The following is a 25,447-nucleotide window of genomic DNA, read 5'->3' as shown; positions in this document are numbered from 1 at the left end:
CTCGTACGCGAAAGGAAACATCATGGCTAAAGATTCCAGCTTCGACGTCGTGTCCGAGGTCAACATGCAAGAGGTCGACAACGCCTTCCAGCAAACCACGCGCGAGATTTCCCAGCGCTATGACCTGAAGGATTCCGGCGCCACGATCGAGCTTTCGAAGGGCGACAAGCTCTTTACGATCAACGCCCCGGCCGACTTTGTCTCCAAGCAGATTATCGACGTGCTGAGCTCCAAGCTCATCAAGCGCGGCATCGACCTCAAGGCTGTCTCCTGGGATGCGCCTCAGGCTGCCTCGGGCGGCACCGTGCGCGTGCTCGGCCATATCGTCGAGGGTATCGACCAGGCGACCGCCAAGAAGATCAACAAGGACATCAAGGACCAAAAGCTCAAGGTCAAGGTGACTATCGAGGCCGATAAGCTGCGTGTTTCCTCTGCTTCGAAGGACGCGTTGCAGACCGTGATCCAGTTCCTGCGCGACCAGGACTACGGCCAGCCGCTGCAGTTCACCAACTACCGCTAATATCATTCGAAAGGACTGCTCTCCAACATGGATACACCGTTGGGCTCCGTGCTCTACATCACCCTCGGGTGCGCTAAGAACGAGGTTGACACCGACCGCATGCGTTCTCTTTTGACCGCCGCGGGCTACGAGGAGGCATTCGACCCACAGGATGCCGATATCGCCATCGTCAATACATGCTCGTTCCTCGCCTCCGCAACGTCCGAGAGCATCGAGACCACGCTCGAGCTCGCCAACGAGGTTCAGGACGGCGTTCGTTCTTGTCCCATCGTCATGTGCGGCTGTGTGCCGTCGCGCTATGGCGACGACCTGCCTGACGAGCTGCCCGAGGTCGCTGCCTTTGTGAAGGCCGACGAGGAGGACGGCGTCGTGGCGGTCATCGATGGCGTGCTGGGTGTCGAGCGTGAGATCGCTGCCTATATTCCGCAAGTCAAGCGCACTGTCGAGGGCGCCGTTGCTTACGTCAAGATTTCCGATGGCTGCAACCGCTTCTGCAGCTTCTGCATGATCCCGTATATCCGCGGTCGTTATCACTCGCGCAATGCCGAGAGCATTATCTCCGAGGTACGCGACCTGGTTGCCGGCGGTGTGCGCGAGATCGTGCTGATCGGCCAGGACACGGGTATTTGGGGCACCGACTTTGCCGACGAAGACGCCACCGATGGCTCGCCGCGCAATCTGGCGCAGCTGCTGCATGCCGTCGCCGAGGCCGTGCGCCCGCACAACGTCTGGGTCCGCGTGCTCTATCTGCAGCCCGAGGGCATGACCGACGAGCTTATCGATACGATTCGCGATATGCCCGAGGTGCTGCCCTATATCGATATCCCCGTGCAGCACTGCGACGCGCGCATCCTCAAGGCTATGCGCCGTTCTGGTTCGCGCCAGGAGCTCGAGGACCTGTTCCGCGATCTGCGTGAGCGTATCCCCGGCATCGTGATCCGTTCCACGGCCATGGTCGGCTTCCCGACCGAGACCGACGACGAGTTCCGCGACCTTATCGACTTTATGGACACCGTCGGCTTTGACTACACGAGTGTCTTTGCCTACTCGCAGGAGGAGGGCAGCCTGGCCGCTAAGATGGAGGGTCAGGTCGATGAGGAGGTCAAGCTCGAGCGCGCCCAGGAGGCCATGGACCTGGCCGAGTCGCTCGGTTTTGCCGCCACCGCCGCACATGTGGGCGAGCGCGCCCAGGTGATTGTCGACGGCATCGAGGAGACCGAGGACGGCGCCGAGCTGATCGGCCATGCTTGGTTCCAGGCGCCCGATTCGGATGGCGCGGTGCACTTGGACGCCAGTGAGGCGTCCGTGGGCGATATTCTGACGGTCGAGTTTACCGATAGCTTCTGCTATGAGCTTATCGGCCATGTTGTGGAGTAGGAGAGCATCGTGGCAAACGAGAGCAATAAGGAACTGACGAGTGTTTGGACGCCCGCCAACATCGTGACGTGCGTTCGCATCGTCTTTATCCCGGTGTTCATGATCGTGTCGGCGCTTTCTCACACGAGTGTTGCCGGTACAGATTGGAGCACCTTCGACGGCCCGCTCGCCGCCGCTGCCTTCATTCTGTATGTGATCCTGTCGTGCACCGATAAGGTCGACGGTTATCTGGCGCGTTCGCGCAATGAGATTACCGACTTCGGTAAATTCTTGGACCCCATTGCCGATAAGCTGCTGGTGTTCTCGGCTCTGCTGCTGTTCTTGGATTTTGGCGCTGTGACCGTGTGGTCCGTGTTCATTATCCTGTTCCGTGAGCTTCTGGTGAGCGCCCTTCGCATGGTCGCGAGTGCCGCCGGCGTGGTCGTTGCCGCCGATAAGCTTGGCAAGTACAAGACGGCGACCACGATGGTCTCCATCTGCGGTTACCTGTGCGTCTTTGCTATGGCCGGCTTGCACCTTGGCCCGCTGGCGCTGACGCTCGGCATCTACTCGGTGTCGCGCTTCCTGTACGCCGTTGCCGTTGTCCTGACCGTTATCTCGGGCGCCCAGTACTTCTGGAACTGCCGCAAGATCGTCTTTTCGGTCTAGGTTCTGGTGGGTATGACGGACTCTTTTGAGCAGATCTCTGCACATAACGAGGAGCTGGCGCGTCATATTGTCGAGCGCGCGAGCGCTCGGGGCGTGACGGTTTCGACGGCTGAGTCGCTGACAGCAGGTATGATCGCCTCGACGATTGCCGATATCCCGGGCGCCTCGGCGGTGCTGCGTGGCGGTGCGGTGACCTACTGCGATGAGATCAAGCATCGCGTTTTGGGTGTTGATCAGGAGACGCTCGACCGCTATACCGCGGTGTCGCATCAGACCGCGCGCGAGATGGCGGCGGGTTCGCTGGAGCTGTACCAGAGCGATATTGCAGTGAGCGCAACGGGTTATGCCGGCCCCGGCGGCGGCACTGAGGACGATCCGGCTGGCACTTTCTATATTGGCTGGGCGTATCGCGCGGCTGATGGGGAAGTGCCGGTCGTGGACTCTGTGCGCTGCCACTATGAGGGCGACCGTTCGTGTGTTCGTGCCCATGCGGTCGCGGAGGCATTGGGACGCATTGCCCTTGTGCTCAACTCTATGGAATAGACGTGTTTTAAGGGGCCTTCGGGCCCCTTAATTGTGGAGATAGGGACCCCTGACGAATTTAGCGTTTGCGCTGGTCATAGGTGTATTTTTGCCTTTCTTGTTCTTATTTGCCCCTTTGTGGTCAAGCATTTGGTCAGTGTTTGGTCGGCGTTTGGTTGGGTTTTGGAAAGACTGCCTGCATATGATTGGCCTGAACGGTTGACCACGAACAGCCGTTCGTTTATTATCGATGCAGGTTGTTAAGAGGAGGGCTATTCATGGCCAAGAATTCAGGTCCCGTACGTACCGTTCATGCTCGCACGACGGGTAAAGAGCGCGATGAGATGATCGCCACCACCAAGGCCGAGATCGAGAAGAAGTTCGGTCAAGGCTCCATCATGAGGTATGGTGACGGCGGCCCCGAGCTTGAGGTTGAGGCCATCCCCACGGGCGCTCTGGCACTCGATGCCGCTCTGGGTATCGGCGGTGTGCCGCGCGGCCGTATCGTCGAGATTTACGGTCCTGAGTCCTCCGGTAAGACGACGCTTTCGCTCGAGATCCTGGCCGAAGCCCAGGCAATGGGTGGCGTGGTGGCATTTATCGATGCCGAGCACGCGCTCGATCCCACGTATGCCGCGCGCATTGGCGTGGATATCGACGAGGTACTGATTTCCCAGCCTGATACGGGTGAGCAGGCGCTCGAGATTGTTGACATGCTCGTGCGTTCCGGCGCCATCGATGCCATCGTCGTCGACTCCGTCGCCGCGCTGACCCCGCGTGCCGAGATCGAGGGAGAGATCGGCGATACCACGGTCGGATTGCAAGCTCGTCTGATGAGTCAGGCGCTCCGCAAGCTCGCCGGCTCGCTGTCCAAGTCCAACACGACATGCATCTTCATTAACCAGCTGCGAGAGAAGATCGGCGTCATGTTCGGCAACCCTGAGACCACGACGGGCGGCCGCGCCCTTAAGTTCTTCTCTTCGGTGCGTATCGACATTCGCCGCATCGACAGCATTAAGCTTAAGGATGAGGTTATCGGTAACCGCGTGCGCGCCAAGGTCGTTAAGAACAAGGTGGCAGCTCCGTTCCGTTCTGCTGAGTTCGACATCATGTACGGTACGGGCATCTCTAAGGAGGGCTCGATTCTGGACATGGCTGTCGAGTGCGGCATTTGCAAGAAGATGGGCTCCTGGTTTGCCTATGGCGAGGACAAGCTCGGCAACGGTCGCGAGGCCGCCAAGGCGTTCCTGCGCGAACACCCCGATTGCGCCGACGAGATTGAGCATAAGGTCCGCCTTGCCTGCGGGCTTGAGTTTGATGACGATGCTCCGTCCGAGGTCGAGCTGACCGATCAGCCTGCGCCTGAGGAGTTTGACGAGCTTTACGCCATCGATGGTTCCGCCATGCTCGATGATGACGACGAGTAGCGGTTACGCTCATGTCGTATACGGTGACCGAGGCCACGGTTGTCCTTCCCGATAAGAAGGCGGCCTCCTCGTTCTCGAGCGGGTATGCGTCCAAAAAGCCTTGCGCACATATCGATTGTGAGCTTGAGGGCGGTTTTGAGCGGTCCATTTGGATTCCCGTGCGGGTCGCGCGCCTGTATATCAAAAATCGCCCCGATCTTCCCTGTGATTGGGATAACTTTCGTGAAGCGGTGCAGCTCATCGAGCGTAAATGTGCACTTACCATGGTGACCGAGATGCTATCGCGACGCGACCATGCGACGGGTGAGGTCCGTGACAAGTTGGCACGCTACGGCTTTCGCCAGCCCGCGATCGATTTCGCCGTCGAGCGCGCCACCGAGTATCGCTTTTTAGACGAGAACCGCTTTTGCTCGTACTTTATCGAGGAACGCAAGCGGCGCGGTTGGGGACAGCGTAAAATCGAGACCGAGCTCAAGCGCCGTCATGTCGTGCTCGATGACATTCCCGGTTATCCCGAGGATTATTTTGCCGTCGAAGACGATTTGGCGCGTGCGTCAGCCCTGCTCGCCAAGCGGCGTGTTCCAGAGACGCGCGGATTCGAAAAACTGGTTCGGTTTTTGATGGGCAAGGGCTTCTCGTATCACATCGCCGCCGATGCCGTTAAGGCACGTCTCGATGCCGAACGTGAGGAATGTGCGGTTTAGGCGTATGCGTTTTGTGGCCCTGCCGTTCACCGCGTTTTAGCCGCCGTGCTGGGGCCATTTATTTGACAGTTGTTGTGGTTCAACGTACGATAAACACTGTCATTTGCTTTGTGATATGTGCTCATCTGTGATGAGTTTGTTTATATGTTTATCTGTATCCGACCCGCATAAGCTGCGCCCATATTACTCAAATGTCGCGAGCCGTTCGTAAGGACGGTTCGCTTTGTTGTGTAACGAATCCATAAAAAGGAGTGAGCATGCCTATCATCGCAGCGCTCGTTGGCATCATTTTGGGTGCCATCGCCGCCATTGCCTACATGCGCACCGCCAAGCAGGGTAGTCTTCACGAGGCCGACGAAAAAATCCAGTCGGCACACGCACAGGCTGAGTCCCTGATCGGTGATGCTAAGCGTCAGGCCGAGACCCTCAAAAAAGAGGCTCTGCTCGAGGCTAAAGAGGAGATCATCAAGAACAAGCAGGCCGCTGAGGCCGAGGACAAGCAGCGTAAGAACGAGATTCGTACGCTCGAGAACCGCGTGATGCAGCGCGAGGAATCTCTCGATCGCCGCAACGACGCTCTCGACAAGCGCGAGCATCAGCTGTCCAGCCAGGCCGGTCAGGTCGAGAAGCGCTCCCGTGAGCTCGAGGAGCTCTGCGCAAAGCAGACCTCCGAGCTCGAGCGTATCGCCGACCTTACCCGCGAGGACGCGCACAAGGAGCTCCTTGATAAGGTTCGCGGCGAGGTCACCCACGAGGCCGCCACGATCATTCGCGAGTCTGAGCAGCAGGTTCGCGCCGAGTGCCACAAGACCGCCCAGGAGATTCTGTCTCTGGCGATTCAGCGCTGCGCTGCCGATCACACTGCCGAGGTCACCGTTACCTCCGTGCACATTCCCTCTGATGACCTCAAAGGCCGTATCATCGGTCGCGAGGGTCGCAACATCCGGACCTTCGAGCAGGTTTCCGGCGTCAACCTCGTGATCGACGACACGCCCGAGACCGTCGTTCTTTCGAGCTTCGACCCGGTCCGTCGTGAGACCGCCCGCGTCGCCCTCGAGAACCTCATCGCCGACGGCCGCATTCACCCTGCCCGTATCGAGGAGATGTATCACAAGGCCGCCGACCTGGTTCAGCAGCGCGTGCGCGAGGCTGGCGAGCAGGCTGCCTTCGATACCGGCATCCACGATCTGCACCCCGAGATCGTCAAGACCCTTGGTGCCCTGCGCTACCGTACCTCGTTTGGTCAGAACGTGCTTCAGCATTCCCTCGAGGTCTCTGATCTGTGCGGCGTGATGGCTTCCGAGCTTGGCCTGGACGTTGTGACCGCCAAGCGCGCCGGCCTGCTTCATGACCTGGGCAAGGCAATCGACCACGACGTCGAGGGCCCGCATGCCGTCATCGGCGCCGAGCTTGCCCGCCGTTATGGCGAGAAGCCCGTTATCGTCCACGCTATTGAGGCTCACCATGCCGATGTCGACCCCAACACGGTGCTCGATGTCCTGGTGCAGGCCGCCGATGCTGTCTCTGCCTCTCGCCCCGGTGCCCGTCGCGAGTCTGCCGAGAACTACATCAAGCGTCTTGAGAAGCTTGAGGAGATCGCCAACTCCCATGACGGCGTCGAACGTACCTATGCCATGCAGGCCGGTCGCGAGGTCCACGTCATGGTCCAGCCGGACAAGATTTCCGATGCCCAGTCCACGGTTCTGGCTCACGATATCGCCCATCAGATCGAGGAAGAGATGGAGTATCCCGGTCAGGTGCGCGTCGTCGTGATTCGCGAGAGCCGCGCTGTCGATATCGCTAAATAACATGAGCGACGCGAACGAGCTCATCTCATTTATCGCGTCGATGTCGGGGGAGGGCAACCTTCGCGTCGAGGAGAACCTTGGCGAGGGGTATGTCCGCCTCCGCGTTTCGGAGGCCGAGCGGCGCCAGGCTAAGCACGACATTCAGCATGTCGAGGACATCGTCATCGAAATGCTCCGTAATGCTCGCGATGCCGGCGCCGACAAGGTCTATCTCGCCACGACCAAGGAAGATGGCGTCCGCACGCTTGTCTTTCTGGATAACGGTTCTGGCGTTCCGCAGGATATGCAAGAGCGAATCTTTGATGCCCGCGTTACCTCCAAGCTCGAGAGTATGAAGATGGACCGTTGGGGCGTTCACGGTCGTGGCATGGCATTGTTTTCGATTAAGCAGAACGCCGACGAGGCCCGTGTGGTCACGTCCGGCGTCGATCTTGGTTCAGCCTTCAAGGTGAGCGTTGCGGCCGACCGCCTCAGTGAGCGTGCCGATCAGTCCAGCTGGCCCCAGGCCGTCAAGGATGAGGACGGACGTTATGTCTGCGCTCGCGGTCCACATAATATTATTCGCGCTGCTTGTGAGTTTGCGCTCGAGGAGTTGCGTGGTTGCGATGTCTATCTCGGTTCTCCGTCTGAGATTGCCGCGACCCTTTATGCTCAAGCGTCAAGTCGGCTCGATACGTCTCGTCTCCTGTTCATTGATGACGAGAGCGAGCTTCCGGTTGTCGATCGTTTAGGCCTTGCTTCTGATGCCGAGGACTTTATCCGTATTTGTTCGGGTTTGGGTCTTGAGATGTCCGAGCGCACGGCCCATCGCATTTTGGCAGGGCAGATTAAGCCCGTTCGCGGTGTGACCGCGCGTCTGCTGCGCGAGCGTGATTCGTCCTCGCATGCGCCGACTCCTGTCGATCTCGCGAAGGATCGTCGCGGGCTACGTATTGCCAAGGATGACATGGCACAGTTTTCGCGCGCTGTGGAACGCGACTTTAATGACCTTGCCGCCCGGTACTATCTCAACCTTTGCGGCGACCCAAAGATCCGTGTTTCGCGTGATCGAATCACCGTGACCTTTGATCTTGCCAAAGAGGAATAGTGCCTTTACCGAGTCCACTCGGTACGATACAGTTGTTGCAGTTAAAACGTACTTTTAAATGCAGGAGTTTCTTCATGGATTGCCTGAAGGTATCAAGCAAATCATCGCCCGCGTCCGTTGCCGGCGCCATCGCCGGCATGGTCAAGGATGGTGTACCCGTCAACATCCAGTGTGTCGGCGCCGGTGCCGTCAACCAGGCTATTAAGGCCGTTGCTATCGCGCGCGGTTTTTTGATTCCAACCGGTTTTGATATTTCCTGCGCGCCCGTGTTCTCCGACATCCTCATTAACGGGGAGTCGCGCACGGCCATCCGCCTTTCTATCTACGTTCACCAGATCAATCGAGCTGCTATGGATAACGTCGTCATGGATGATGTTAAGCCTGTGGCATAGCTTCTGCTTGCCTTGTTTCGCTCCCCATCGTTAGGACTTATGCACATGGACCAGCGTTCCGTACGCGATATTCTTGCCGGTAAAACCTACTTTATCCGCACCTTTGGCTGCCAGATGAATCAGCACGACTCCGAGCGTGTGAGCGGTCTGCTTGATTCGTATGGCTGCCTCATGGCGCTCGATCCCGCGCATGCCGATATCGTTGTCTTCATGACGTGCTGCGTGCGCGAGGCCGCCGATACTCGCCTGTACGGTCAGTGCAATTCCTGCAAAAGCCTGCCGCCTTCGCCTTCGGGCAAGCGCGTGGTTGCCGTTGGCGGTTGCATCGCGCAGCGCGATGGCGAGGGCCTGCTCACCAACGTCGATAACGTCAATGTCATCTTTGGCACGCATTCCATTGCACATGTGGCCGAGCTCATTGCCGAGGCGTTCCGTGATGGTAAGCGTCATATCCGCACCAATGAGCATGAGGATACGGATGCCATGAGCATGCCGTGGCATCGCGAGACTCAGTATCACGCCTGGGTGCCCATCATGACGGGCTGCAATAATTTCTGCACCTATTGCATCGTGCCGTACGTGCGCGGTCGCGAAAAGAGCCGCCCCTTCGAGGAGATTGTCGACGAGGTGACCGGTTTGGTGCGCCAGGGCGTGCGTGAGATTACGCTGCTGGGCCAAAACGTTAACTCATATGGTCGCGATCTGTTTGGCAAGCCGCGTTTTGCCGATCTGCTGCGTGCCGTGGGCGATACGGGCGTGGAGCGCATCTTCTTTACGTCTTCGCATCCCAAGGACCTGTTGCCCGAGACCATCGACGCCATGGCCGAGACGCCTGCCGTTATGCCGCAGCTGCACTTGGCCGTCCAGTCAGGTTCGACGCGGATCCTCAAAGAGATGAATCGCCGTTATACACGCGAGGACTATCTGGGCCTTGTCGATCGCATTCGCAACCGCATGCCCGATATCGCGCTCTCGACCGACATTATCGTTGGCTTCCCGGGTGAGACTGAAGAAGACTTTGAGCAGACGCTCTCACTTGCCGAGACGGTCCGCTATGCTCAGGCCTATACCTTCATCTATTCCAAGCGCGCCGGTACCCCGGCCGCCGAGATTGACGATCCTACGCCGCATGAGGTTATTCTCGAGCGTTTCAACCGTCTGGTTAAGGTTATCGAGACCACGGCACACGAGTATAACCAGGGTGAGCTTCATACTGTGGTTCCGGCGCTCATTGAGGGAACGAGTAAAAAGAACGACGCGGTCCTGCTGGGCAAGAGTCCCAAGAATCAGACCGTGCATGCGCCTATCCCCGAGGGTTACAGCATCGATCAGCTTGTTGGTAAGATCGTTGATGTTGACGTTGACGTTGCCAAGACCTGGTATTTGTCCGGCTCCGTTGTGGGCGAGCCGCGCTAATGGTTTCTCCCGGGGCAGGTCTTTCCGCCGTTGCGATCGTCGGTCCGACGGCGGTTGGTAAGAGTGATGTTGCCGACCGTTTGGCAGCTCGTCTTTCGTCCGAAGTGCTGTCGTGCGATGCGATGCAAATCTATCGCGGCATGGACATCGGTACCGCAAAGATGGCGCCCGATGAGTGCACGGCGCCGCTGCGTCTCGTCGACATTGTAGAGCCGGGTGTGGCATATTCTGCTGCGCTTTATCAGGCCGACGCTCGCGCGCATGTTGAACGTCTCCTTGGTTCGGGTTGCCTGCCGGTTTTTTGCGGAGGTACGGGGCTGTATCTCAAGGCCGCCCTCGATGAGATGGACTTTCCCTCGGGTGAACTTGAGGACGATCGTCGTGCGGGCTATCAGGAGCTTGCCGAGCGTATTGGCGAGGAAGAACTGCATGCCTTGCTTGCCGAGCGCGATCCAGAATCGGCTGCTGTTATTCATCCCCATAACGTGCGCCGTGTGATTCGTGCGCTCGAGATGCATGATGATGGCGTCTCCTATGCGCAGCAAAAGTCGCAGTTTAGTGTTCCGCACGAGCATTATCATGCCCTTTGGTTTGGTCTGACGCGTAATCGCGAGGTGCTCTACGAGCGCATTAACCAGCGCGTCGATCTGATGTTTGAGCAGGGTCTTGTCGATGAGGTCCGCGGTCTTATGGGCCAGGGGCTGGGAGATGCCCTGACGTCGATGCAGGCAATTGGCTATAAAGAGATCATTGATGCTTTCAATGGCGTGATGAGCATGGATGAGGCTCGCGAACTCATTAAGATGCGTTCGCGTCGTTATGCCAAGCGTCAGCTTTCGTGGTTTAAGCGCGATGACCGTATCGTGTGGTTTGATATGGATGAATGTACGATCGATGAGGTCGTTGAGGATATCCTGCATCGTATTGAGGCTGCCTAATGCCCCGTTTCCCCCTTGTTCCCACGGCACCCGAGCCCGAGCGTGCCATTTTAGTTGGTGTTGAGTGGCGCGACAATGCATGGCCGCTCGATCGCTCGCTTGATGAGCTGGAGCGTCTTGCCCACACAGCTGGTGCCCAGTGCGTGGCACGCTTGTCGCAGCGTTTGGTAAAGCCGTATCCTAAATCGTTTATCGGTTCCGGTAAGGTTGAAGAGCTGTGCGGCCTGGTGCATCGCATGGATGCCGATGTCGTTATTTTTGACGACGACCTGACCCCCTCGCAGCAATCCTATTTGGAGAAAGCCGTGGGCGAGCCGGTAAAGATTATCGATCGTACTGCACTGATCCTGGATATCTTTGGCCTGCATGCTCAGACGCGTGAGGGACGCCTGCAGGTACAGCTGGCACAGCTTCAATATTTGTTGCCTCGCCTGCGTGGCATGTGGAGCCATCTCGCTAAGGAGCAGACGCGCGGCGGCATCGGCTCACGTTTTGGTCAGGGCGAAAGTCAGCTCGAGGTCGACCGTCGCCTCATTCGTAATAAGATCGCTGCGCTTCGTCGTGAGCTCAAGCAGGTTGAACAGCGTCGCGATGTTCAATCCAAGAGTCGCATTGAGTCCCCGGCGTTTCGCGTCGCGTTAGCCGGTTATACCAATGCCGGTAAATCGACGTTGCTCAATCGTCTGACCGGCTCTACGGTACTTTCGCAGGACAAGCTGTTTGCTACGCTCGACCCGACGACGCGTTCGTATCGCCTGCCCGGCGGTCGCGGCATGACGATTACCGATACCGTCGGCTTTATTCAAAAGCTGCCCCATGGTCTGGTCGATGCCTTTAAATCGACGCTGTCCGAGGTTTTGGGTGCCGATCTAATTCTCAAAGTCGTAGATGCGTCTGACGAGGACTATGAGCGGCAGCTGGAGGCTGTCGACCGCGTGCTTGATGAGATCGGCGCCGGAGAGCGTTTAACGCTGACCGTATTCAATAAAATCGATCTTCTCGATAGCGTTGATCGATTGAGTTTCCGTCGTCGCTATCCGGAAGCCGTTCTGTTCTCGGCCCAAACGGGCGAGGGGCTCGACGATCTCGTTGATCGCATTGCTCGCGAGGCAGCTGCCACCGATGTGTTGCTTTCCGCTGATATTCCGTATCGCGAGGGCGCTCTCATCACGCTGGTGCATGAGCAGGGAACCCTTCTGCATGAGGAATATCTCGAGGACGGTGTTCGCATTGTGGCGAAGTTGCCGGCTCGTATTGCACCGCGGCTCGAGCGTTATCGCACCGAGTAGACGAGCTCCAAAATGCCCAGAATGATGGGCTGATGCAGCAGATAAAAGGGGAGTGCGTGACGTCCAAGGCCGGCGAGCACCGGCAGGGGGTTGGCGTAGGCCCAGCTGGGGACGGTCTTATCGATTCCCTGCGCTATGTGTGCGGCGAAGTATCCTGCAAGATACATAAAGATAAACGGGATGATGGGGTAGTAATCACCTGAGACAAACCCAGGGCTCGGAAATCCCAGCCACGCCAGGTAGGGGACAGGGTAGATCGTTTTGGGGATGCTCCAGGTGAGGGCGAACAACACAAGGCATAGGGGCATGCCCCATCTCGCCGTTATCTTCTTAAGGACGGGATCGGTCAACGCCACGATGCCGGTGCATGCGGCCATGCAGTAGATGATGCCAAAATTAACCGAATCGTCGAATGAGACAAGTGTTGTTGCCAACCAGACAACGAGTGCTGCTAAGGCGTATTTGGCGGCACGTTTGATATTGTTGCGCGAAAGAGTGCACATCCAACCCGCGATAAACAAAAATACCCAGCTGATGCTGGCGCGCCAGACGTCTTGAAAGACAGTCTGGGTAAACCAAGGCATATCCCAGCCGTACAGGTAGGCGAGATCATAGCAAGCGTGAAAACCTGCCATAGAAATCATCGTAAACCCGCGGACGGTATCAAAGATGGTTATGCGTTTTTGCATTACGAGAACCGGCGCATCAAGCCGACGACTTTGCCCAGGATAACGGGATTCGTTGCATAGATAGGTTCCATGGTGTCGTTCTCGGGCTGCAAGCGCACACGCCCCTGCTCCTTGTAGAACGTCTTGACGGTCGCCGAACCATCAATCATGGCCACGACAATTTCGCCGTTCATGGCACTCTTTTGTTCACGGACGATGATGTAATCGCCATTGAAGATGCCGACATTGATCATTGAGCTCCCATGCACCTCAAGGATAAAGGAACCCTGATCAGTGGCGATTTCGGTCGGGATAGTAAACGTGTCTTCGATATTCTGCTCGGCCAGAATGGGAATCCCAGCCGCGACGCGACCAACGAGCGGTAGCGAGACCGTTCCGCGAGGTGCGGTGGGCTCGTCAGATTTGGAAATTGAGACAGAGGAACCATCCTCGTTAAAGAGTTCCAGGGCGCGCGGCTTGGTGGCATCGCGCTTGAGTAGCCCGCGCGCCTCCAGGGCAGAGAGATGGGCGTGCACGGTGCTGGGGGAGGAAAGGCCCACGGCAGAAGCCATCTCGCGCACGCTGGGCGGATAACCCTTCTCCTGCTGATATTCCTTGATGAAGTCGTAAATTTGCTGCTGACGCTTGGTAATTTTGCGAGCCATCAGGGCATCCTCTCTACCCATGTCAAACAAATGTTCGAATTTTGCTTGACAGGAACAACTGTTCGAAGATAATAATAACCGAACATTCGTTCTCGCGCTAGACATTTTTGTCCGCGCGGCTTGATAAAACTGTTCTCAGCAAAACACGCGAGAGGAGAACATGATGAACGCAACGAATATGGTCCAGGGAAACCTCGCCCTTAAGCTCGAGACGCCTGCAGAACCCACTTTTACGGTTGTTCAGGGTGGCCGCTCCGGCTTTCAGCCTTTGACCGTACAGCCTGCGCGCAATCAGCAGGCTGTAGTCGCGCCGGCCCGCGTTGCCCTGAAGGTTCCGACGATTGTCGCCGTCGCCGTTGCGCTTACGCTCTTCTTTGTCCTCGCTACGTCGGTCTTTAGCGCTCGTCATGCCGCGTATGCCGAGTCCGTTTCCAACGTTACATACGAGACCATTCGCGTTCAGACTGGCGATTCTCTTTGGTCGCTTGCCGAGGAATATCCAATCGAAGGCCTTTCCACGCAAGAGACTTCCGACATGATCCGTAACGTCAATCATCTGGAGCATGGTTCGCTCGCCGCCGGTGCGCATCTTAAGGTTCCTGCTCGTTCGTAATCATTATCGCGCTGCGCATGGTACCCTTGTTATCGTTTAAGAGGAGGTACCATGCGCTGTCCCAAATGCGGCAAGGCACATACCCGCGTCGTTGATTCTCGTATGCAGGAGTCAAATAACACCATTAAGCGCCGTCGCGAATGTTGCTCGTGTAACTATCGCTTTACAACGTTCGAGCGATGCGAAGACCCAATCGAGGTCATTAAGTCAGACGGAACCAAGCAGCGGTTCGATCGCAATAAGCTGCTCGTCGGCTTGATGCGCGCCACCATCAAGCGCGATATCGACACTAAGAAGCTCAATGAGATTATCGACGACATCGAGGTCGAGCTGCGCTCTCGCACACTGACGGCCGTCACGTCCCATGAGTTGGGTGACATGGTGCTCAAGCGCTTGGCCAAGATCGACAAGGTTGCGTACATCCGTTTTGCCTCGGTCTACCGCGATTTCAAAGACGTCGATGAATTTCTGCAAGAGCTCGACAAGCTAAGGTGATTCCATGTCCAACATTACCGTCAACATAAAGCGTCTCGACCCCACCGTCGAGCTTCCCAAATACGCCCATCCCACCGATGCCGGCTTGGATCTACGCTCCAACGAAGACTGCGTCCTGAAGCCCTTCGAACGCCGTCTGGTCTCTACGGGGCTGGCCATCGCCCTGCCCGATGGCTACGCCGGCTTCGTCCAGCCCCGCAGCGGCTTGGCCATCAAGCAGGGCTTGTCTATAGTCAACACGCCGGGCCTCATCGACGCTCACTACCGAGGAGAACTCAAGGTTATCCTCATCAACCTGGATCCCACCAACGACATCCAAATCAACAAAGGCGACCGCATAGCCCAACTCGTCATCCAAGAAGTCCCCACGGTCAATCTCATAGAAGTAGAAGAACTAGACGAAACCGACCGAGGCAAAGGAGGCTTCGGCTCCAGCGGCATCGCCTAGGGCGCTCGTATCCCTCCCGCCCGGGGCTTACCTATATCATTCCATGCTCAAACATTCTCGCGTCGCTTCGCTCGCTGCGAAACTGCGCGTGGAACGATATAGGTAAGCCCCGGCGGGCGGCTACTCGCTTGAAACAATATTTACTTTTCTAGTAAGTCGATGCGATAAAGGGACGCCTCCTTTGTCGCATCGACTTACTGTATTTATATTTTCTGGTTCCCCTTTGCAGATTCTACTGGAGGGGAATCTGGTATAGCTGCTAGTACGTAAACGCAGCTTACCCGCGGGAGGCCCCTATATATCGTCCCACGCGCAGTTTCGCAGCGAAGCGAGAATGTTTGAGCATGGGATGATATATAGGGGCCTCCCGCGGGTAAGCGGACATAAAGACGCTAGCGGATATGCGCGGGTTTTCCGCCCCAGTAGAAGCGGCAGAAGGCTCTTTTGCGCTTTTGGGGTTTGCCTACGAGCTCCATGGTTGCGATGGCTATGTCTTCGGCTGCGTGGGGGCGGCGTAGTACTTCGCCGTTGATGAGCAGTGCCTTGAGCGACTCAGGATGATCGTGGAGATGACGCAACGTCACGATGAGCTCTCGTGCGGTGGTGACATGCATGCTGGCGCCCATGCCGGTGAGCATGGTGGTGTTGGCCTTTTCCTGGCCATAGGACTTGCCCAGCAGGATCATCGGCAGATGTGCGCATAGGCACTCGGTGACGGTGAGTCCGCCCGATTTGAGAATTGCCAGGTCGCAGCCGTGCATGAGGGCCGCCATGTCGTCGACATAGTCCAGCACCGTGACATTTTCGAGCTTCACGGCATCGAAGAGTGTCTTGAGGCGGGCGGCGTATTCCTTATCCTTGCCCGGCAAAAAGACAAAGTGCATGTCTTCGAAGCTGCGTAGGAAGGGGAGGGTGCGGTCCATCTCCGCGCGAAAGCGAACGTACGGTTGAGGCAAGCTGGCACCGGCCATTACCAGTACGACGGTCTTGTCGGTGGGGAGGTTGAACTTAGCTAGCTCTTCCTCGCGATCGTAATCCGTGTCGAATCCGGCGCGAATAGGAATGCCGGTAATGCGAATCTTTGTCTCGAGCACCTTGCGCGGACGCAGCGTTTCGGCCATAAATTCGTTGGCAACACAGAATAAATCGGTGTCCTTGTGGGGCCACCATCCCTCGACTTCGTAGTCGGTCGGTACGCAGACGACCGGATAATCGATACCCGTAATTACGCGGGCGCCCACGGCAACATTGGCTGCTGTGATGTGCGTCGCAACCACGGCTATGGGCCTGCGGCTACGAATATATTCGTTGAAGGCGGGGAACATAATTCGCGACCATGCCGTTCCGCCACCCCAGAGAAGATGTCCCGTAAGCGTATATCGCCAGGTCAGGTCGTAAATGGGGCGCGTGGCTCCCGTAAAAGAAGCCGCGGTCTTATTGCCGTCGAATTTAATACGTCCAAAATCAAGGATATCGAGCACTTCAATCTCAATATCCTCGGGGATGCCATTGGTGCCGCGGATGAGGTCGAATGCCTGCGCAATCGCATTTGCGGCGGCCTTGTGGCCCGAGCCAACGGAGGCATGCACGATGGTCACGAGGGGTTTTTGCTGAGCCAGGAGTGTGGTTTGCTCCGATTGGGGAGTGCTGTGCGTGAGCAGGGGAGCGTCGTCACTCGTCTGCGCCTGGTCCATCGATAACTCCCCTTCAGCTTTGTAATACGGATTTATCATTGTAGTGCATGAGTGTCACGTTCACGTAAATTTGGGTATGAGCGCAAAGAACGACAACGTTTCGACGAAAGGACGCTTCATGACTACCGATAAGCCGATCGATGTTGCGATTATCGGTGGCGGCCCCGCGGGCTATGCTGCCGCCATTTATGCTGCGCGTGCCAACCTGACGACGACCGTGATTGAGCAGGGCATGTCGGGAGGGCAGATCGCCACAACCAATGAGGTCGAGAACTATCCGGGTTTCCCGCTCCTGAGTGGCGCCGAACTCGGCGAGCGTTTTCAGCAGCATGCAGAGGGCCTGGGAGCACAGGTTGCATGGAGCATGGTTACGGGTATCGATTACGATGCCGATGCAGCGTTGTTTACGGTGCATCACGATATGGGCGATACGCTGGCCCCGAGCGTTATCGCTTGCATGGGTGCCACGCCGCGTCCGGCAGGTTTCGCAGGCGAGGATACGTATCGCGGTCGTGGCGTTTCATATTGCGCAACATGTGACGGCATGTTTTTCCGCGGCAAGCAGGTTTTTGTAATCGGTGGTGGCAATTCGGCATGCGAAGAGGCTCTGTTCCTGTCCGACATTGCCAACAGTGTGACCATCGTGCTGCGCCGCGACCAGTTCCGTGCGCCCGATGGTGTTGTTCAGAAAGTACTCGCAAAGGACAATATTGCAGTTAGGTACCAAACTAGTATTGTGGAGCTATCGGGCGAAGCCATGCCAACGAGGATTACCTTTAAGGACAATGCATCCGGCGAGACTCATACCGAGTCATTTGAGCCCGGCTCGTTTGGCATCTTTGTTTTTACCGGAACGCAGCCCCATACCGAGCTTGTTGAGCATCTAGTCGATCTGGCGCCTGATGGCGGCATTCTGACTGATGAATCCATGGCCACCCGTACACCTGGTCTATTTGCCGCTGGCGACATCCGTTCCAAGCGCTTACGCCAGGTTGTGACCGCCGTTTCTGATGGAGCCATAGCGGCAACGAGCGCATACGCGTTTCTCCGTGGATAAGTACGATAATATATCTTATGTAAGGTTGCTATATTCAAACAAAGTGGTTGGACGATGCATCAATGTGTTGTCCAACCACTTTTACTTGCCGGCTATGTGGTATGCAAAACTAGATAACCTAGAATACAATATAGAAAATGAACGGAGGACCTTTATGAACCACGTTAAACACGTTATTCCGATGTCCGATTCGTCGGTCAGTATTAAGCCTGAGGATATTCAGCCCACTGTGCTGCCCGATGCATTTATTCAGTCCGAAATCGTGTGCAAACTCAATACGTTGAGTCTGTCGCGCTATGACCAGTTGCCCAATGTGACGCTCTACCGCGACCAGGTCATTGAGTATGTTGCGCTGTGGATGGAGCCGCTGTCCATTTGCGTTGAGCACCCTGTCATTACGCCATCGATGATCAATAACTACGTTAAGGTCGGCCTGGTGCCTGCTCCGGTCAAAAAGCAATATGGCCGCGAGCAGATTGCCCGCCTGATCGCTATCTGCCTCTTTAAACAGGTGCTACCTATTGCTGCGGTGCAGGCACTCTTCAACATTCAGCGTTTGAGCTACGATGCCCCGACTGCCTTCGATTATGTGGTCGATCAGCTCGAGGCATCGATTCGTTCGGCGTTTTCCGTTGAGCAGACGCCGGTTCCCGATACGGCGCATCAGGTAACGCGTGAGTCGCTGCTTGTGCGCAGTGCAGTTTCATCCTTCGTTTCGAAGGCGTACCTGATGAGCTATCTAAAGTTTAATGGGTTTAATAGCTAGCCGACGTGTAAAACGGGCGGGGCAAAGAGCCATCTGTCGCTTTGTCCCGCCCATATTTTTGCTTGGTTGGACTTTACTTGCCCGAAGCTACGCCCATGCCGTAGCCGATGATGAGGCCGTGCATCTCGGCGTAATAGGAATCCAGGCCGTTGCAGGGCATGATGATGGTCTTGGAGCCGGGCCAATGCTCGACTATGCGGTCAGTAAGCGCCTGGGCTCCAGCTTCGTTCTCAACGTGATCGATGATGACCTCGCCGCCCGTAAAACCCTCGGCTTCCATGGTGTCGATGATCTTGTTGAGCATCTTCTTTTCGCCACGCGTGTGCCCGACGAGTTCGATTTTACCGGCCTCGCTCGCCGTGCCCAAAATGCGGATATTGAGCTTGTTGGCAATGACGCCGGCTGCCTTAGGGATACGTCCGGCTTTGGCGAGGTTTTCGTAATTGCACAAACTGAAGAGGATTTTGCTGTTCTGTTCAAGGCTATCGAAGTATGCGCAAGCATCCTCGAATGAGACATCCGGGTTGCTTACAAGATAGCGGTCGAACAGCAAGAAAATGAGATCCATTTTGCCGCCAGCTGCGCGTGAATTGACTAGATGAATCTGTCGGTCGGGCTCCTCGGCAAGAACCATATCGCGAGCCGTGGCTGCCGCGTTGTAGCTGCCCGACACGCCCTCAGAGATCGGCATGCAGATGGTCTTGTCGGCCAATTTGAAGAGCTCGGCCCACTCCCCTACGCTGGGACAAGCGCTCGAAGAAGCGTTCGTCTCCGCCTGAACAGCGCAGTTGAGCTCATGTACATCAAGCGAAAGGTCATCGACGAATTCACGCTCCCCCACTCGAATTTTGAGGGGCGCAAATGCAAAGGTGGTATGGGGCGCGGTCGGTTGCCAATCGCGGAGGTTACAGCTTGAATCTGAGATAAGTGCCCAGCTCATAGAGGGTCCTTTCTAATTGTTCCTCAACAATTATAGCCTTCTTGCAAACCGAATGTACGGCTATCTAGTTTTGAATACTAGATAGCCGTACAAGATTAGAGACAAAAGAATAGACCTCGCGACTTTAAGCCACGAGGTCCACATTCACACGCTGTGTAAGATGACTTAGTAGCGCACGAAGATATAGTTGTTGTTCATGCCGGCGGCAACGGAGCTGATGATGACGCCCGTTTTGTAGTCGGAAGCATGGATCATCTGACCATTACCGATATAAATGCCGGTATGGTAGGAGTTAACCACAACATCGCCGGGTTGCGGATCGGACACACGGGTCCAACCCATGAAGTCGACCGTGGTGCCCAGACGGCAGTAGCGTCCCGTGAGGCAATAGCTTACAAAACCGGAGCAGTCAAAGCTGTTCGGTCCAATGCCGCCCCAAGAATACGCATAGCCGAGCTTGCTGTAGGCGCGCGAAACAACGGAGCCACCATCAACAGACTGACTCGGTGCCGAAGGCGTGGGAGCCGGAGCGGGCGTGGGGGCAGGCTGCGGTGCGGGAGCCGGCGTGTTGCCGCCCTGGTTGTTGTTATTGTTGGTCTGGCCGCCATTGTTGGTGTTCTCGGTCGTACCGGCGGTGTCGTTGCTCACCGTGGCCTTTTCGGCGGTGCTAGCATTAATGCCAGCCTGCAGCGCAGCGTTGGCCTCGGCCTCGGCAGCGAGCTCGGCCTGCAGCTGCGAATCCAGGGAGTTCACGACACTCTGAGCCTCAGCCTGCTGGGCATTGAGCTCGTCGACCTTCTTTTGCGTCGCGGCGACGTTCTTCTCCTGCTCGGCCTGCTTATCGGTGAGCTGCTGCTTAAGCTCCTTGACCTCTTGAATGGTCTGAGCTTGCTTATCGGAAACTTTGCCGTAGTAGAACAGACGGTTGAGCATATCGCTCAGATCATCGACACCCGTCAAAACCTGAAGCAGGCTCAGACCGCCGGTTTTGTACTCGCCGGCGACATAGGTCGAGAGCTTGGCCTGACCATCGGCGATCTCCTGCTGCTTTTGCGTGATCTCGCCGGCAGTCTGATCGAGCGCCTGCGTCTGCGTGGCAAGCTCATCGTAAATCTGCTGGGTTTGGGTGCCGATCTGCTCGAGTTTCGTACGAGCAGCGGCAAGGTCGGATGCGGTATCGGCGTAGGCAGGAGCCGCGAGGCCCAAGCCCAAAACACAAGCGAGGGTTGCCGTAGCAGCGCAGCGTGCCATATTTTTGTGCGTGTTTGCTGTGCGCATGTAGCTTCCTTTCCAGTAACTAAGGGTAACGGCTAGCCTACCGTCACCAGGCTAAAGAGCTCCACATCGTCATCAGACGGCGTGAGCTTCTCGCGCGGGTTGAGAAACGCAAGCTCAAGTATACAACCGTAACCGATAAGCTTTGCGCCCATATCTCGCACCAGTTTACCTGTTGCCTCGACGGTTCCGCCCGTCGCGACCAAGTCGTCCAGAATCAACACGGTATCTTTAGAGCTGATAGCGTCGGCATGGATCTCAATTGAATCGGTGCCGTACTCGAGCTCGTAGCTCTGGCTTACGGTCTCGCGCGGCAGCTTGCCCGGTTTACGTGCGGGAACAAAGCCGGCGCCAAGGGCTACAGCCACCGGTACGCCAACCATAAAGCCGCGAGCCTCGGGACCCACGACCTTGGTGATTCCCATGCCGGCAAAGTGCTCGGCGAGGGTATCGGTCATGGCTTTGAGCGCCTCGGGATTGCCAAAGAGCGGCGTGATGTCTTTAAAGATGACTCCGGGCTCGGGATAGTCGGGGATGTCGACGATTTGAGATTCGAAGTCGTACATTGCATGACCTTTCAATGGGTTGCCGGATAAGCGGCAGCGGTTATTTGCCCTCCGTGGCGGTGCCGGAGTGCGAAGGGGCGACGACCTTGAGCGGCTTTACGAGAGAATCCTCGTGCGAAGCCGGCGTGGCTATCTCTTCGTTTTTGGCTTTGGTGGACTCGGAGCGAGTGATTTCCTCATCGAGTGCATCGATGTCGGCGTCCTCGACCACGGCATTGAGCGACTCAAAAACGCGGTTCTTGAGCAACGCAGTGTGCACACCCTCGGTCAGGTCATGAAGCTTCTTAAACGCACGCTCGAGCTTGGCGTCGCGCTCGTCATCGGAGGTATCCATTCCGAGCATGCTCACGAGCACCTGCTCAAACATCGAGGACTCGCGGTTGGCGGAAGACACGTACTGACGCAGGTTGCGGGGCTCGATATGGAAGCGTGACAGCTCGGAGCAGTAGCGGATGATTGGAAAATCGCGACCATCGACGAGCTCACGATTCTGCGGACTCTTGATGATGCGAATGAGGTCGTTCTCGGCGAGCGAGCGGATAAACGAAATCTCGACGCCCAGCATATCGGGAATGGTCTCAATGGGATGCAGCTTTTGCTTAGTCTCCTTGGGCTCCGTCTTGAGCGGAACATCGGACAGCAAGCCCACCTCGTAAGCGAGCGTTGACAGGTCCGTGGCGTTTTCCAAGCGCTGCTTAATCACGTTGAGAGGCATGTAGCGGGTCTTCTGCAAATGCAGGATGACCTCCAGGCGATCAACGTCCTCCTTAGAGTACTGACGGTATCCCTTAGGCGTACGATGAGGGGTAATGAGCCCCTCATCTTCTAGAAATCTAATTTTTGAGTTCGAAAGATCGGGGTATGCGCCTCGAAGAAGGTTGACGACTTGGCCGATACTCAGATAGTTGCGTTCGGCCATGCCCTACTCACCGGTTTCGATGCGCTCCGGCGTGCTCTCGTGGTAGATGAGCGTAAACGTACCGATCTGGACGGAAGAACCATCGTGCAGCGGGGCCGCGTTGACAATGGCGCCGTCGACCCAGGTGCCATTGAGCGAGCCCAGGTCCTCAATGCGAGCGCCGAGGCCCTCGCGAATAATGCGCGCGTGGCTACGCGAAACGGTCATGTCATTGAGGAAGATGCCGTTTGCAGGATCGCGGCCGATGGTGGTCACGTCGTCCTCGAGCTCAAAGGCGGCACCAGTCTGCGGACCCTTGACGATGGACAGAACGGGGGCGGTGATGCGCACGTTGGCCATGAGGTCGGGAACGGTGACGTCGCTTGAAGGCACGCGGAATACGCAGGTAGCGTCAGCAGTCTTATCATTCTGAGGCATATTATTAACCATGTTGTCCATGACAACCCCTAACTTATCGCGGACGTGCCGCAAATAATGAACCGTACGTAATCATACCCCAACGAATCAGTCTTCGATTTCAGGGTTCAGAAAGTCGATGTCCTCGTCCTCGGGATGCGCGAGAGCCTGTTTAATGGCCACTCCGCCCTTAATGGAATAGATGACAGCCGTGAGCATGGAGAAGATCACGCCGCCGTACACAAAGAAGATGCCGAGGGGCACCGAGCTTCCGTTGAGGCCCGGGAAGGCCGTAAGGGTTGAAGGTAAAAGATGCAGGCCGTCAATAACGGGGAACCCGAGCAGCATGAGCGAGAAGCCGGTCATGAGCAGTGCAGTGGCAATCTTTCCGGGAAAGACGACATCGATGGGGCGACGGTGATAATGACGAACGATAAGCGTGCCGATGCCCAGATAGATGTCGCGGCCAATAATGAGCACGCAGACCCAGATTGGCAGCTCTCCGCGAACCACCAGCCCAAGTACGCCGGTGAACAGCAGCGCTCGGTCGCAGATGGGATCCATGACCTTGCCGAGCCACGAGACCGTCTTGGTCATGCGGGCGATCTGACCGTCCATCCAGTCGGTAGAGGCGGCAACGGCGTAGATAACGATGGCGATGACGCGGTTGTTATCCGTCACAAACAGGTACAGAAATACCAGGGTGAGGATCAGGCGCGTAAAGGTGATGAAATTGGAGATCGTAAAGATCTTATTCGACGGGTAATCGGAAGTGCCGATAAGCTCCTTTTTGATCTTCTTTTTGATGCCCACAGGACTCCCCCGCTGGTTAACGACAAAACTTTCGATACTATACCCGTTCCGGCGATGTCTATCCAGCGTAAGCATAGAGAGTCCAGACATATGGAGGATGCTACTGGGTTGTGCGGGATTCTGCATTTGTGTACATCAGCCTCCAAATATGACATTTTTCGGCATCTTTGATGGCTGATGTACACGTTTTGATTCGGTGATTACATCGATCGGGAAAGTTGTTGCCTTAAGCGAATTAATCATGATGTGCGGGTCGAGAAGGGTTGGCGCTAAAAGAACCCAACGGCCGTTACGGCTTCGTTAGAAACGCGCCCCACCATGGATGGTGAACCCGAAAGGTAAAGCGTGCGGGCACGGTGGCTCGGCCCGCGCGCCCGGAAGAGAAAGGATAAACCCATGGGTTACATGCTCGAGACGCGCGGGCTCACCAAGCGCTTCGGCCGCGGCGACCAGGCGCAGGACGCCGTGGCCGACGTGAGCCTTCATATCCGCGAGGGCGAGGTGTACGGGCTGCTCGGTCCCAACGGCGCCGGCAAGTCGACAACGCTCAAGATGATCTGCGGGATGCTGCGGCCGACGGCCGGGGAGATCCTCTTTGCCGGGCACGCCTGGCGCCGCGAGGACCTCTACGCAATCGGCAGCCTCATCGAGGAGGCGCCGCTCTACCCCAACCTCACCGCGCGCGAGAACCTGCGCGTGCGCACCACGCTGCTGGGCCTTCCCGAGAGCCGCATAGATGAGGTGCTCGCCGCCGTGGACCTCGCGGACACCGGGAAGAAGCGCGCCGGGCGCTTCTCGATGGGCATGCGGCAGCGCCTGGGGCTCGCGCTGGCGCTGATCGCCCGGCCACGCCTGCTCGTGCTCGACGAGCCCACCAACGGCCTCGACCCCATCGGCATCGAGGAGCTGCGCGACCAGATCCGCGGCTTCGCGGCGGCGGGTACGACGGTGATCGTTTCGAGCCACATCCTCTCCGAGGTGCAGCAGATGGCGGACACCATCGGCATCATCTGCGGGGGGCGCCTCGCCTACGAGGATGCGCTTCGGCCCGGGCAGGACCTCGAGGAACTCTTCATGAGCTTCTGTCGGGAAGGGCGACGAGCACGCGGGGAGGTGGCGGCATGACGGGCGAGAAAGGCGGCCTGCTCGCGGGCCTGCGCGCCGAGGCCCTGAAGTCGCGCCACGCGGCACCGGTTCGCCTGGCCGTGCTCATGGCGCTGCCGATGCCGCTGCTCGGCGCGATGCCCTACCGGGGCGTGCAGATCTTTAGTGCGTGGAACTACTGGTACGCGCTCTTCCTGCCCGTGTCTCTATCGCTCGTGGTGGCGTGCGTCGCACGGGCGGACGCTCGCACGCGGATGCGGGGGCTTCTGGGCCTGGGCTTCCCGCTCGGGCGCGCCTGGTGGGCCAAGGCGCTCTGGTGCCTTGCTCTTTGCACGCTCTCGAACCTCGTGGTCTTCGGCATCTACCTCGCGGGATCGGCGTTCTCCTCGCAGGGTCTCACGGCCGCGGGCACGCTCACGATGCTCCTCTGCGCGCTCGCCAACACGGTGACCGCGGCGTGGATGATCCCCGCAGGGCTCTTCCTCACGGCGCGGCTCGGCATGCTCGCGGGCATCTTCTGCCCGCTCGCCGCGCAGCTCGTGGGTGGGTTCGCCTGGTCGCTGATGCCGCTGCCGCAGCTCTTTCCGCCGTCGGCGAGCATGGTCATCCCCACGAGCTTCATTCCCGTGCTGCCGAGCGGCGAGCCGCTCGCGGCGGACATGGCGCTCGGCGGGGCGCTCACGGCGGACGGCATGCTCACGCTGGCGGGCCTTGCGGTCAGTGCGCTCGCGTTCGCCGCGCTCACGGCGGCGGGCGCGGCCTGGTTTGCGCACTCCGAGGAGAGGTGATGGCCATGACACGACTCTCCGATCCGACGCCGCGCATGACTCTCCCGCGGGCCCTGCTTTCCGAGGCCCTGCGCCTGGCGCGCTCCCCGCTCTCGGCGGTGCACCTCGCCTG

At 57.6% G+C, this 25,447-nt stretch carries 28 protein-coding genes; 19 read left to right on the top strand and 9 right to left on the bottom strand.

Going from position 1 to position 25,447, the window contains the following annotated elements; all coding sequences use genetic code 11:
* Positions 1–22 precede the first annotated feature (22 nt).
* From DW925_RS03825 to hflX, 12 genes are all read left to right on the top strand, one after another.
* A complete protein-coding gene (locus DW925_RS03825; protein ID WP_022094699.1) occupies positions 23–520 on the top strand; it encodes a YajQ family cyclic di-GMP-binding protein in 498 nt (165 codons plus the stop codon).
* Between the two features lie 27 nt (positions 521–547).
* Complete coding sequence (gene rimO, locus DW925_RS03820) at positions 548–1,897, top strand: 30S ribosomal protein S12 methylthiotransferase RimO (RefSeq protein ID WP_117639878.1); 1,350 nt, start codon at positions 548–550, stop codon at positions 1,895–1,897.
* A 99-nt stretch (positions 1,898–1,996) separates the two neighbouring features.
* Complete coding sequence (gene pgsA / locus DW925_RS03815; protein WP_231500751.1) at positions 1,997–2,545, top strand: CDP-diacylglycerol--glycerol-3-phosphate 3-phosphatidyltransferase; 549 nt, start codon at positions 1,997–1,999, stop codon at positions 2,543–2,545.
* 12 nt (positions 2,546–2,557) lie between these two features.
* Positions 2,558–3,088, top strand: coding sequence for a CinA family protein (locus tag DW925_RS03810; RefSeq protein WP_117639874.1), 531 nt, complete (start codon positions 2,558–2,560; stop codon positions 3,086–3,088).
* 257 nt (positions 3,089–3,345) lie between these two features.
* Entirely contained in the window at positions 3,346–4,494 is a 1,149-nt protein-coding gene (recA, locus tag DW925_RS03805; protein WP_022094695.1) for a recombinase RecA, read from the top strand.
* Between the two features lie 11 nt (positions 4,495–4,505).
* Positions 4,506–5,198, top strand: coding sequence for a regulatory protein RecX (locus tag DW925_RS03800; protein ID WP_117790400.1), 693 nt, complete (start codon positions 4,506–4,508; stop codon positions 5,196–5,198).
* Positions 5,199–5,455: 257 nt separating this feature from the next.
* On the top strand, positions 5,456–7,006 hold the full coding sequence (gene rny / locus DW925_RS03795; RefSeq protein WP_117629182.1) for a ribonuclease Y: 1,551 nt from the start codon (positions 5,456–5,458) through the stop codon (positions 7,004–7,006).
* Position 7,007: 1 nt separating this feature from the next.
* Positions 7,008–8,093, top strand: a complete 1,086-nt coding sequence (locus DW925_RS03790; protein WP_117639870.1) for an ATP-binding protein — start codon at positions 7,008–7,010, stop codon at positions 8,091–8,093.
* A gap of 74 nt (positions 8,094–8,167) precedes the next feature.
* Positions 8,168–8,485 carry a stage V sporulation protein S gene (locus tag DW925_RS03785; protein ID WP_006235982.1) on the top strand — a complete coding sequence of 106 codons (318 nt, stop codon included), beginning with the start codon at positions 8,168–8,170 and terminating at the stop codon, positions 8,483–8,485.
* A 45-nt stretch (positions 8,486–8,530) separates the two neighbouring features.
* Entirely contained in the window at positions 8,531–9,901 is a 1,371-nt protein-coding gene (miaB, locus tag DW925_RS03780; protein WP_117639868.1) for a tRNA (N6-isopentenyl adenosine(37)-C2)-methylthiotransferase MiaB, read from the top strand.
* A complete protein-coding gene (gene miaA / locus DW925_RS03775; RefSeq protein WP_117639866.1) occupies positions 9,901–10,839 on the top strand; it encodes a tRNA (adenosine(37)-N6)-dimethylallyltransferase MiaA in 939 nt (312 codons plus the stop codon). The genes miaB and miaA overlap by 1 nt, the downstream gene beginning before the upstream one ends.
* Complete coding sequence (gene hflX, locus DW925_RS03770) at positions 10,839–12,128, top strand: GTPase HflX (protein WP_117766609.1); 1,290 nt, start codon at positions 10,839–10,841, stop codon at positions 12,126–12,128. The genes miaA and hflX overlap by 1 nt, the downstream gene beginning before the upstream one ends.
* Here the strand turns inward: hflX and DW925_RS03765 are convergent.
* Together DW925_RS03765 and lexA are read right to left on the bottom strand one after the other, a co-directional pair.
* On the bottom strand, positions 12,113–12,817 hold the full coding sequence (locus tag DW925_RS03765) for a heparan-alpha-glucosaminide N-acetyltransferase (RefSeq protein WP_117790399.1): 705 nt from the start codon (positions 12,815–12,817) through the stop codon (positions 12,113–12,115). The genes hflX and DW925_RS03765 overlap by 16 nt on opposite strands.
* A complete protein-coding gene (gene lexA / locus DW925_RS03760; protein WP_040359862.1) occupies positions 12,817–13,461 on the bottom strand; it encodes a transcriptional repressor LexA in 645 nt (214 codons plus the stop codon). Before lexA ends, DW925_RS03765 begins: the two co-directional genes overlap by 1 nt.
* A gap of 163 nt (positions 13,462–13,624) precedes the next feature.
* On the opposite strand from lexA, the gene DW925_RS03755 reads away from it, so the two are divergent.
* From DW925_RS03755 to dut, 3 genes are read left to right on the top strand one after another with little or no spacing between them, the layout of a single operon-like run.
* Positions 13,625–14,074, top strand: coding sequence for a LysM peptidoglycan-binding domain-containing protein (locus DW925_RS03755; RefSeq protein ID WP_158565735.1), 450 nt, complete (start codon positions 13,625–13,627; stop codon positions 14,072–14,074).
* A 51-nt stretch (positions 14,075–14,125) separates the two neighbouring features.
* Positions 14,126–14,569, top strand: coding sequence for a transcriptional regulator NrdR (nrdR, locus tag DW925_RS03750; RefSeq protein ID WP_022093781.1), 444 nt, complete (start codon positions 14,126–14,128; stop codon positions 14,567–14,569).
* A gap of 4 nt (positions 14,570–14,573) precedes the next feature.
* A complete protein-coding gene (dut, locus tag DW925_RS03745; protein WP_117766605.1) occupies positions 14,574–15,017 on the top strand; it encodes a dUTP diphosphatase in 444 nt (147 codons plus the stop codon).
* Between the two features lie 392 nt (positions 15,018–15,409).
* Here dut and DW925_RS03740 read toward each other — a convergent pair whose 3' ends face one another.
* Positions 15,410–16,711 (bottom strand): glycosyltransferase, encoded by a 1,302-nt coding sequence (locus DW925_RS03740; RefSeq protein WP_117790397.1) that lies wholly within the window; start codon positions 16,709–16,711, stop codon positions 15,410–15,412.
* Positions 16,712–16,829: 118 nt separating this feature from the next.
* On the opposite strand from DW925_RS03740, the gene DW925_RS03735 reads away from it, so the two are divergent.
* Positions 16,830–17,768 carry an NAD(P)/FAD-dependent oxidoreductase gene (locus DW925_RS03735; protein ID WP_117639856.1) on the top strand — a complete coding sequence of 313 codons (939 nt, stop codon included), beginning with the start codon at positions 16,830–16,832 and terminating at the stop codon, positions 17,766–17,768.
* A gap of 154 nt (positions 17,769–17,922) precedes the next feature.
* Positions 17,923–18,534, top strand: coding sequence for a DUF1836 domain-containing protein (locus DW925_RS03730; RefSeq protein WP_199577033.1), 612 nt, complete (start codon positions 17,923–17,925; stop codon positions 18,532–18,534).
* A gap of 73 nt (positions 18,535–18,607) precedes the next feature.
* Here the strand turns inward: DW925_RS03730 and DW925_RS03725 are convergent, their stop codons facing one another.
* From DW925_RS03725 to DW925_RS03700, 6 genes are all read right to left on the bottom strand, one after another.
* Positions 18,608–19,474 (bottom strand): DegV family protein, encoded by an 867-nt coding sequence (locus DW925_RS03725; protein WP_117790396.1) that lies wholly within the window; start codon positions 19,472–19,474, stop codon positions 18,608–18,610.
* Positions 19,475–19,639: 165 nt separating this feature from the next.
* Complete coding sequence (locus tag DW925_RS03720; RefSeq protein ID WP_199577032.1) at positions 19,640–20,752, bottom strand: NlpC/P60 family protein; 1,113 nt, start codon at positions 20,750–20,752, stop codon at positions 19,640–19,642.
* Between the two features lie 32 nt (positions 20,753–20,784).
* Positions 20,785–21,315 carry an adenine phosphoribosyltransferase gene (locus DW925_RS03715; RefSeq protein ID WP_117790395.1) on the bottom strand — a complete coding sequence of 177 codons (531 nt, stop codon included), beginning with the start codon at positions 21,313–21,315 and terminating at the stop codon, positions 20,785–20,787.
* A gap of 40 nt (positions 21,316–21,355) precedes the next feature.
* Positions 21,356–22,234 (bottom strand): MerR family transcriptional regulator, encoded by an 879-nt coding sequence (locus DW925_RS03710; RefSeq protein ID WP_117790394.1) that lies wholly within the window; start codon positions 22,232–22,234, stop codon positions 21,356–21,358.
* Between the two features lie 3 nt (positions 22,235–22,237).
* Positions 22,238–22,672: an FHA domain-containing protein gene (locus tag DW925_RS03705; protein WP_006236002.1), complete on the bottom strand. Its 435-nt coding sequence runs from the start codon at positions 22,670–22,672 to the stop codon at positions 22,238–22,240.
* 66 nt (positions 22,673–22,738) lie between these two features.
* On the bottom strand, positions 22,739–23,443 hold the full coding sequence (locus tag DW925_RS03700; protein ID WP_089573364.1) for a CDP-alcohol phosphatidyltransferase family protein: 705 nt from the start codon (positions 23,441–23,443) through the stop codon (positions 22,739–22,741).
* A 396-nt stretch (positions 23,444–23,839) separates the two neighbouring features.
* On the opposite strand from DW925_RS03700, the gene DW925_RS03695 reads away from it, so the two are divergent.
* Both DW925_RS03695 and DW925_RS03690 read left to right on the top strand, forming a co-directional pair.
* Positions 23,840–24,568, top strand: coding sequence for a lantibiotic protection ABC transporter ATP-binding protein (locus tag DW925_RS03695; RefSeq protein ID WP_055250122.1), 729 nt, complete (start codon positions 23,840–23,842; stop codon positions 24,566–24,568).
* The gene (locus DW925_RS03690) at positions 24,565–25,335 is read left to right on the top strand and encodes a hypothetical protein (RefSeq protein WP_055250124.1); all 771 of its coding nucleotides are present in this window, start codon (positions 24,565–24,567) and stop codon (positions 25,333–25,335) included. The genes DW925_RS03695 and DW925_RS03690 overlap by 4 nt, the downstream gene beginning before the upstream one ends.
* Positions 25,336–25,447: the final 112 nt, after the last annotated feature.

The organism is Collinsella sp. AM43-1, from assembly GCF_003467925.1.
In the GTDB taxonomy this organism is placed as follows: domain Bacteria; phylum Actinomycetota; class Coriobacteriia; order Coriobacteriales; family Coriobacteriaceae; genus Collinsella.
The sequence above is the reverse complement of the archived record's forward strand: the minus strand, read 5'-3'. Positions and strand labels throughout refer to the sequence as shown.

What these genes read in the sequence shown, in the direction of transcription:
- DW925_RS03720 (WP_199577032.1), bottom strand. Translation starts at nt 20,752, where the DNA reads ATGCGCACAGCAAACACGCACAAAAATATGGCACGCTGCGCTGCTACG.
- DW925_RS03790 (WP_117639870.1), top strand. Translation starts at nt 7,008, where the DNA reads ATGAGCGACGCGAACGAGCTCATCTCATTTATCGCGTCGATGTCGGGG.
- DW925_RS03705 (WP_006236002.1), bottom strand. Translation starts at nt 22,672, where the DNA reads ATGGACAACATGGTTAATAATATGCCTCAGAATGATAAGACTGCTGAC.
- DW925_RS03730 (WP_199577033.1), top strand. Translation starts at nt 17,923, where the DNA reads ATGAACCACGTTAAACACGTTATTCCGATGTCCGATTCGTCGGTCAGT.
- rimO (WP_117639878.1), top strand. Translation starts at nt 548, where the DNA reads ATGGATACACCGTTGGGCTCCGTGCTCTACATCACCCTCGGGTGCGCT.
- DW925_RS03755 (WP_158565735.1), top strand. Translation starts at nt 13,625, where the DNA reads ATGAACGCAACGAATATGGTCCAGGGAAACCTCGCCCTTAAGCTCGAG.
- DW925_RS03695 (WP_055250122.1), top strand. Translation starts at nt 23,840, where the DNA reads ATGGGTTACATGCTCGAGACGCGCGGGCTCACCAAGCGCTTCGGCCGC.
- DW925_RS03725 (WP_117790396.1), bottom strand. Translation starts at nt 19,474, where the DNA reads ATGAGCTGGGCACTTATCTCAGATTCAAGCTGTAACCTCCGCGATTGG.
- DW925_RS03810 (WP_117639874.1), top strand. Translation starts at nt 2,558, where the DNA reads ATGACGGACTCTTTTGAGCAGATCTCTGCACATAACGAGGAGCTGGCG.
- DW925_RS03710 (WP_117790394.1), bottom strand. Translation starts at nt 22,234, where the DNA reads ATGGCCGAACGCAACTATCTGAGTATCGGCCAAGTCGTCAACCTTCTT.
- dut (WP_117766605.1), top strand. Translation starts at nt 14,574, where the DNA reads ATGTCCAACATTACCGTCAACATAAAGCGTCTCGACCCCACCGTCGAG.
- DW925_RS03765 (WP_117790399.1), bottom strand. Translation starts at nt 12,817, where the DNA reads ATGCAAAAACGCATAACCATCTTTGATACCGTCCGCGGGTTTACGATG.
- DW925_RS03740 (WP_117790397.1), bottom strand. Translation starts at nt 16,711, where the DNA reads ATGGACCAGGCGCAGACGAGTGACGACGCTCCCCTGCTCACGCACAGC.
- miaA (WP_117639866.1), top strand. Translation starts at nt 9,901, where the DNA reads ATGGTTTCTCCCGGGGCAGGTCTTTCCGCCGTTGCGATCGTCGGTCCG.
- pgsA (WP_231500751.1), top strand. Translation starts at nt 1,997, where the DNA reads ATGATCGTGTCGGCGCTTTCTCACACGAGTGTTGCCGGTACAGATTGG.
- rny (WP_117629182.1), top strand. Translation starts at nt 5,456, where the DNA reads ATGCCTATCATCGCAGCGCTCGTTGGCATCATTTTGGGTGCCATCGCC.
- hflX (WP_117766609.1), top strand. Translation starts at nt 10,839, where the DNA reads ATGCCCCGTTTCCCCCTTGTTCCCACGGCACCCGAGCCCGAGCGTGCC.
- DW925_RS03825 (WP_022094699.1), top strand. Translation starts at nt 23, where the DNA reads ATGGCTAAAGATTCCAGCTTCGACGTCGTGTCCGAGGTCAACATGCAA.
- DW925_RS03715 (WP_117790395.1), bottom strand. Translation starts at nt 21,315, where the DNA reads ATGTACGACTTCGAATCTCAAATCGTCGACATCCCCGACTATCCCGAG.
- DW925_RS03785 (WP_006235982.1), top strand. Translation starts at nt 8,168, where the DNA reads ATGGATTGCCTGAAGGTATCAAGCAAATCATCGCCCGCGTCCGTTGCC.
- miaB (WP_117639868.1), top strand. Translation starts at nt 8,531, where the DNA reads ATGGACCAGCGTTCCGTACGCGATATTCTTGCCGGTAAAACCTACTTT.
- DW925_RS03800 (WP_117790400.1), top strand. Translation starts at nt 4,506, where the DNA reads ATGTCGTATACGGTGACCGAGGCCACGGTTGTCCTTCCCGATAAGAAG.
- nrdR (WP_022093781.1), top strand. Translation starts at nt 14,126, where the DNA reads ATGCGCTGTCCCAAATGCGGCAAGGCACATACCCGCGTCGTTGATTCT.
- DW925_RS03690 (WP_055250124.1), top strand. Translation starts at nt 24,565, where the DNA reads ATGACGGGCGAGAAAGGCGGCCTGCTCGCGGGCCTGCGCGCCGAGGCC.
- recA (WP_022094695.1), top strand. Translation starts at nt 3,346, where the DNA reads ATGGCCAAGAATTCAGGTCCCGTACGTACCGTTCATGCTCGCACGACG.
- lexA (WP_040359862.1), bottom strand. Translation starts at nt 13,461, where the DNA reads ATGGCTCGCAAAATTACCAAGCGTCAGCAGCAAATTTACGACTTCATC.
- DW925_RS03735 (WP_117639856.1), top strand. Translation starts at nt 16,830, where the DNA reads ATGACTACCGATAAGCCGATCGATGTTGCGATTATCGGTGGCGGCCCC.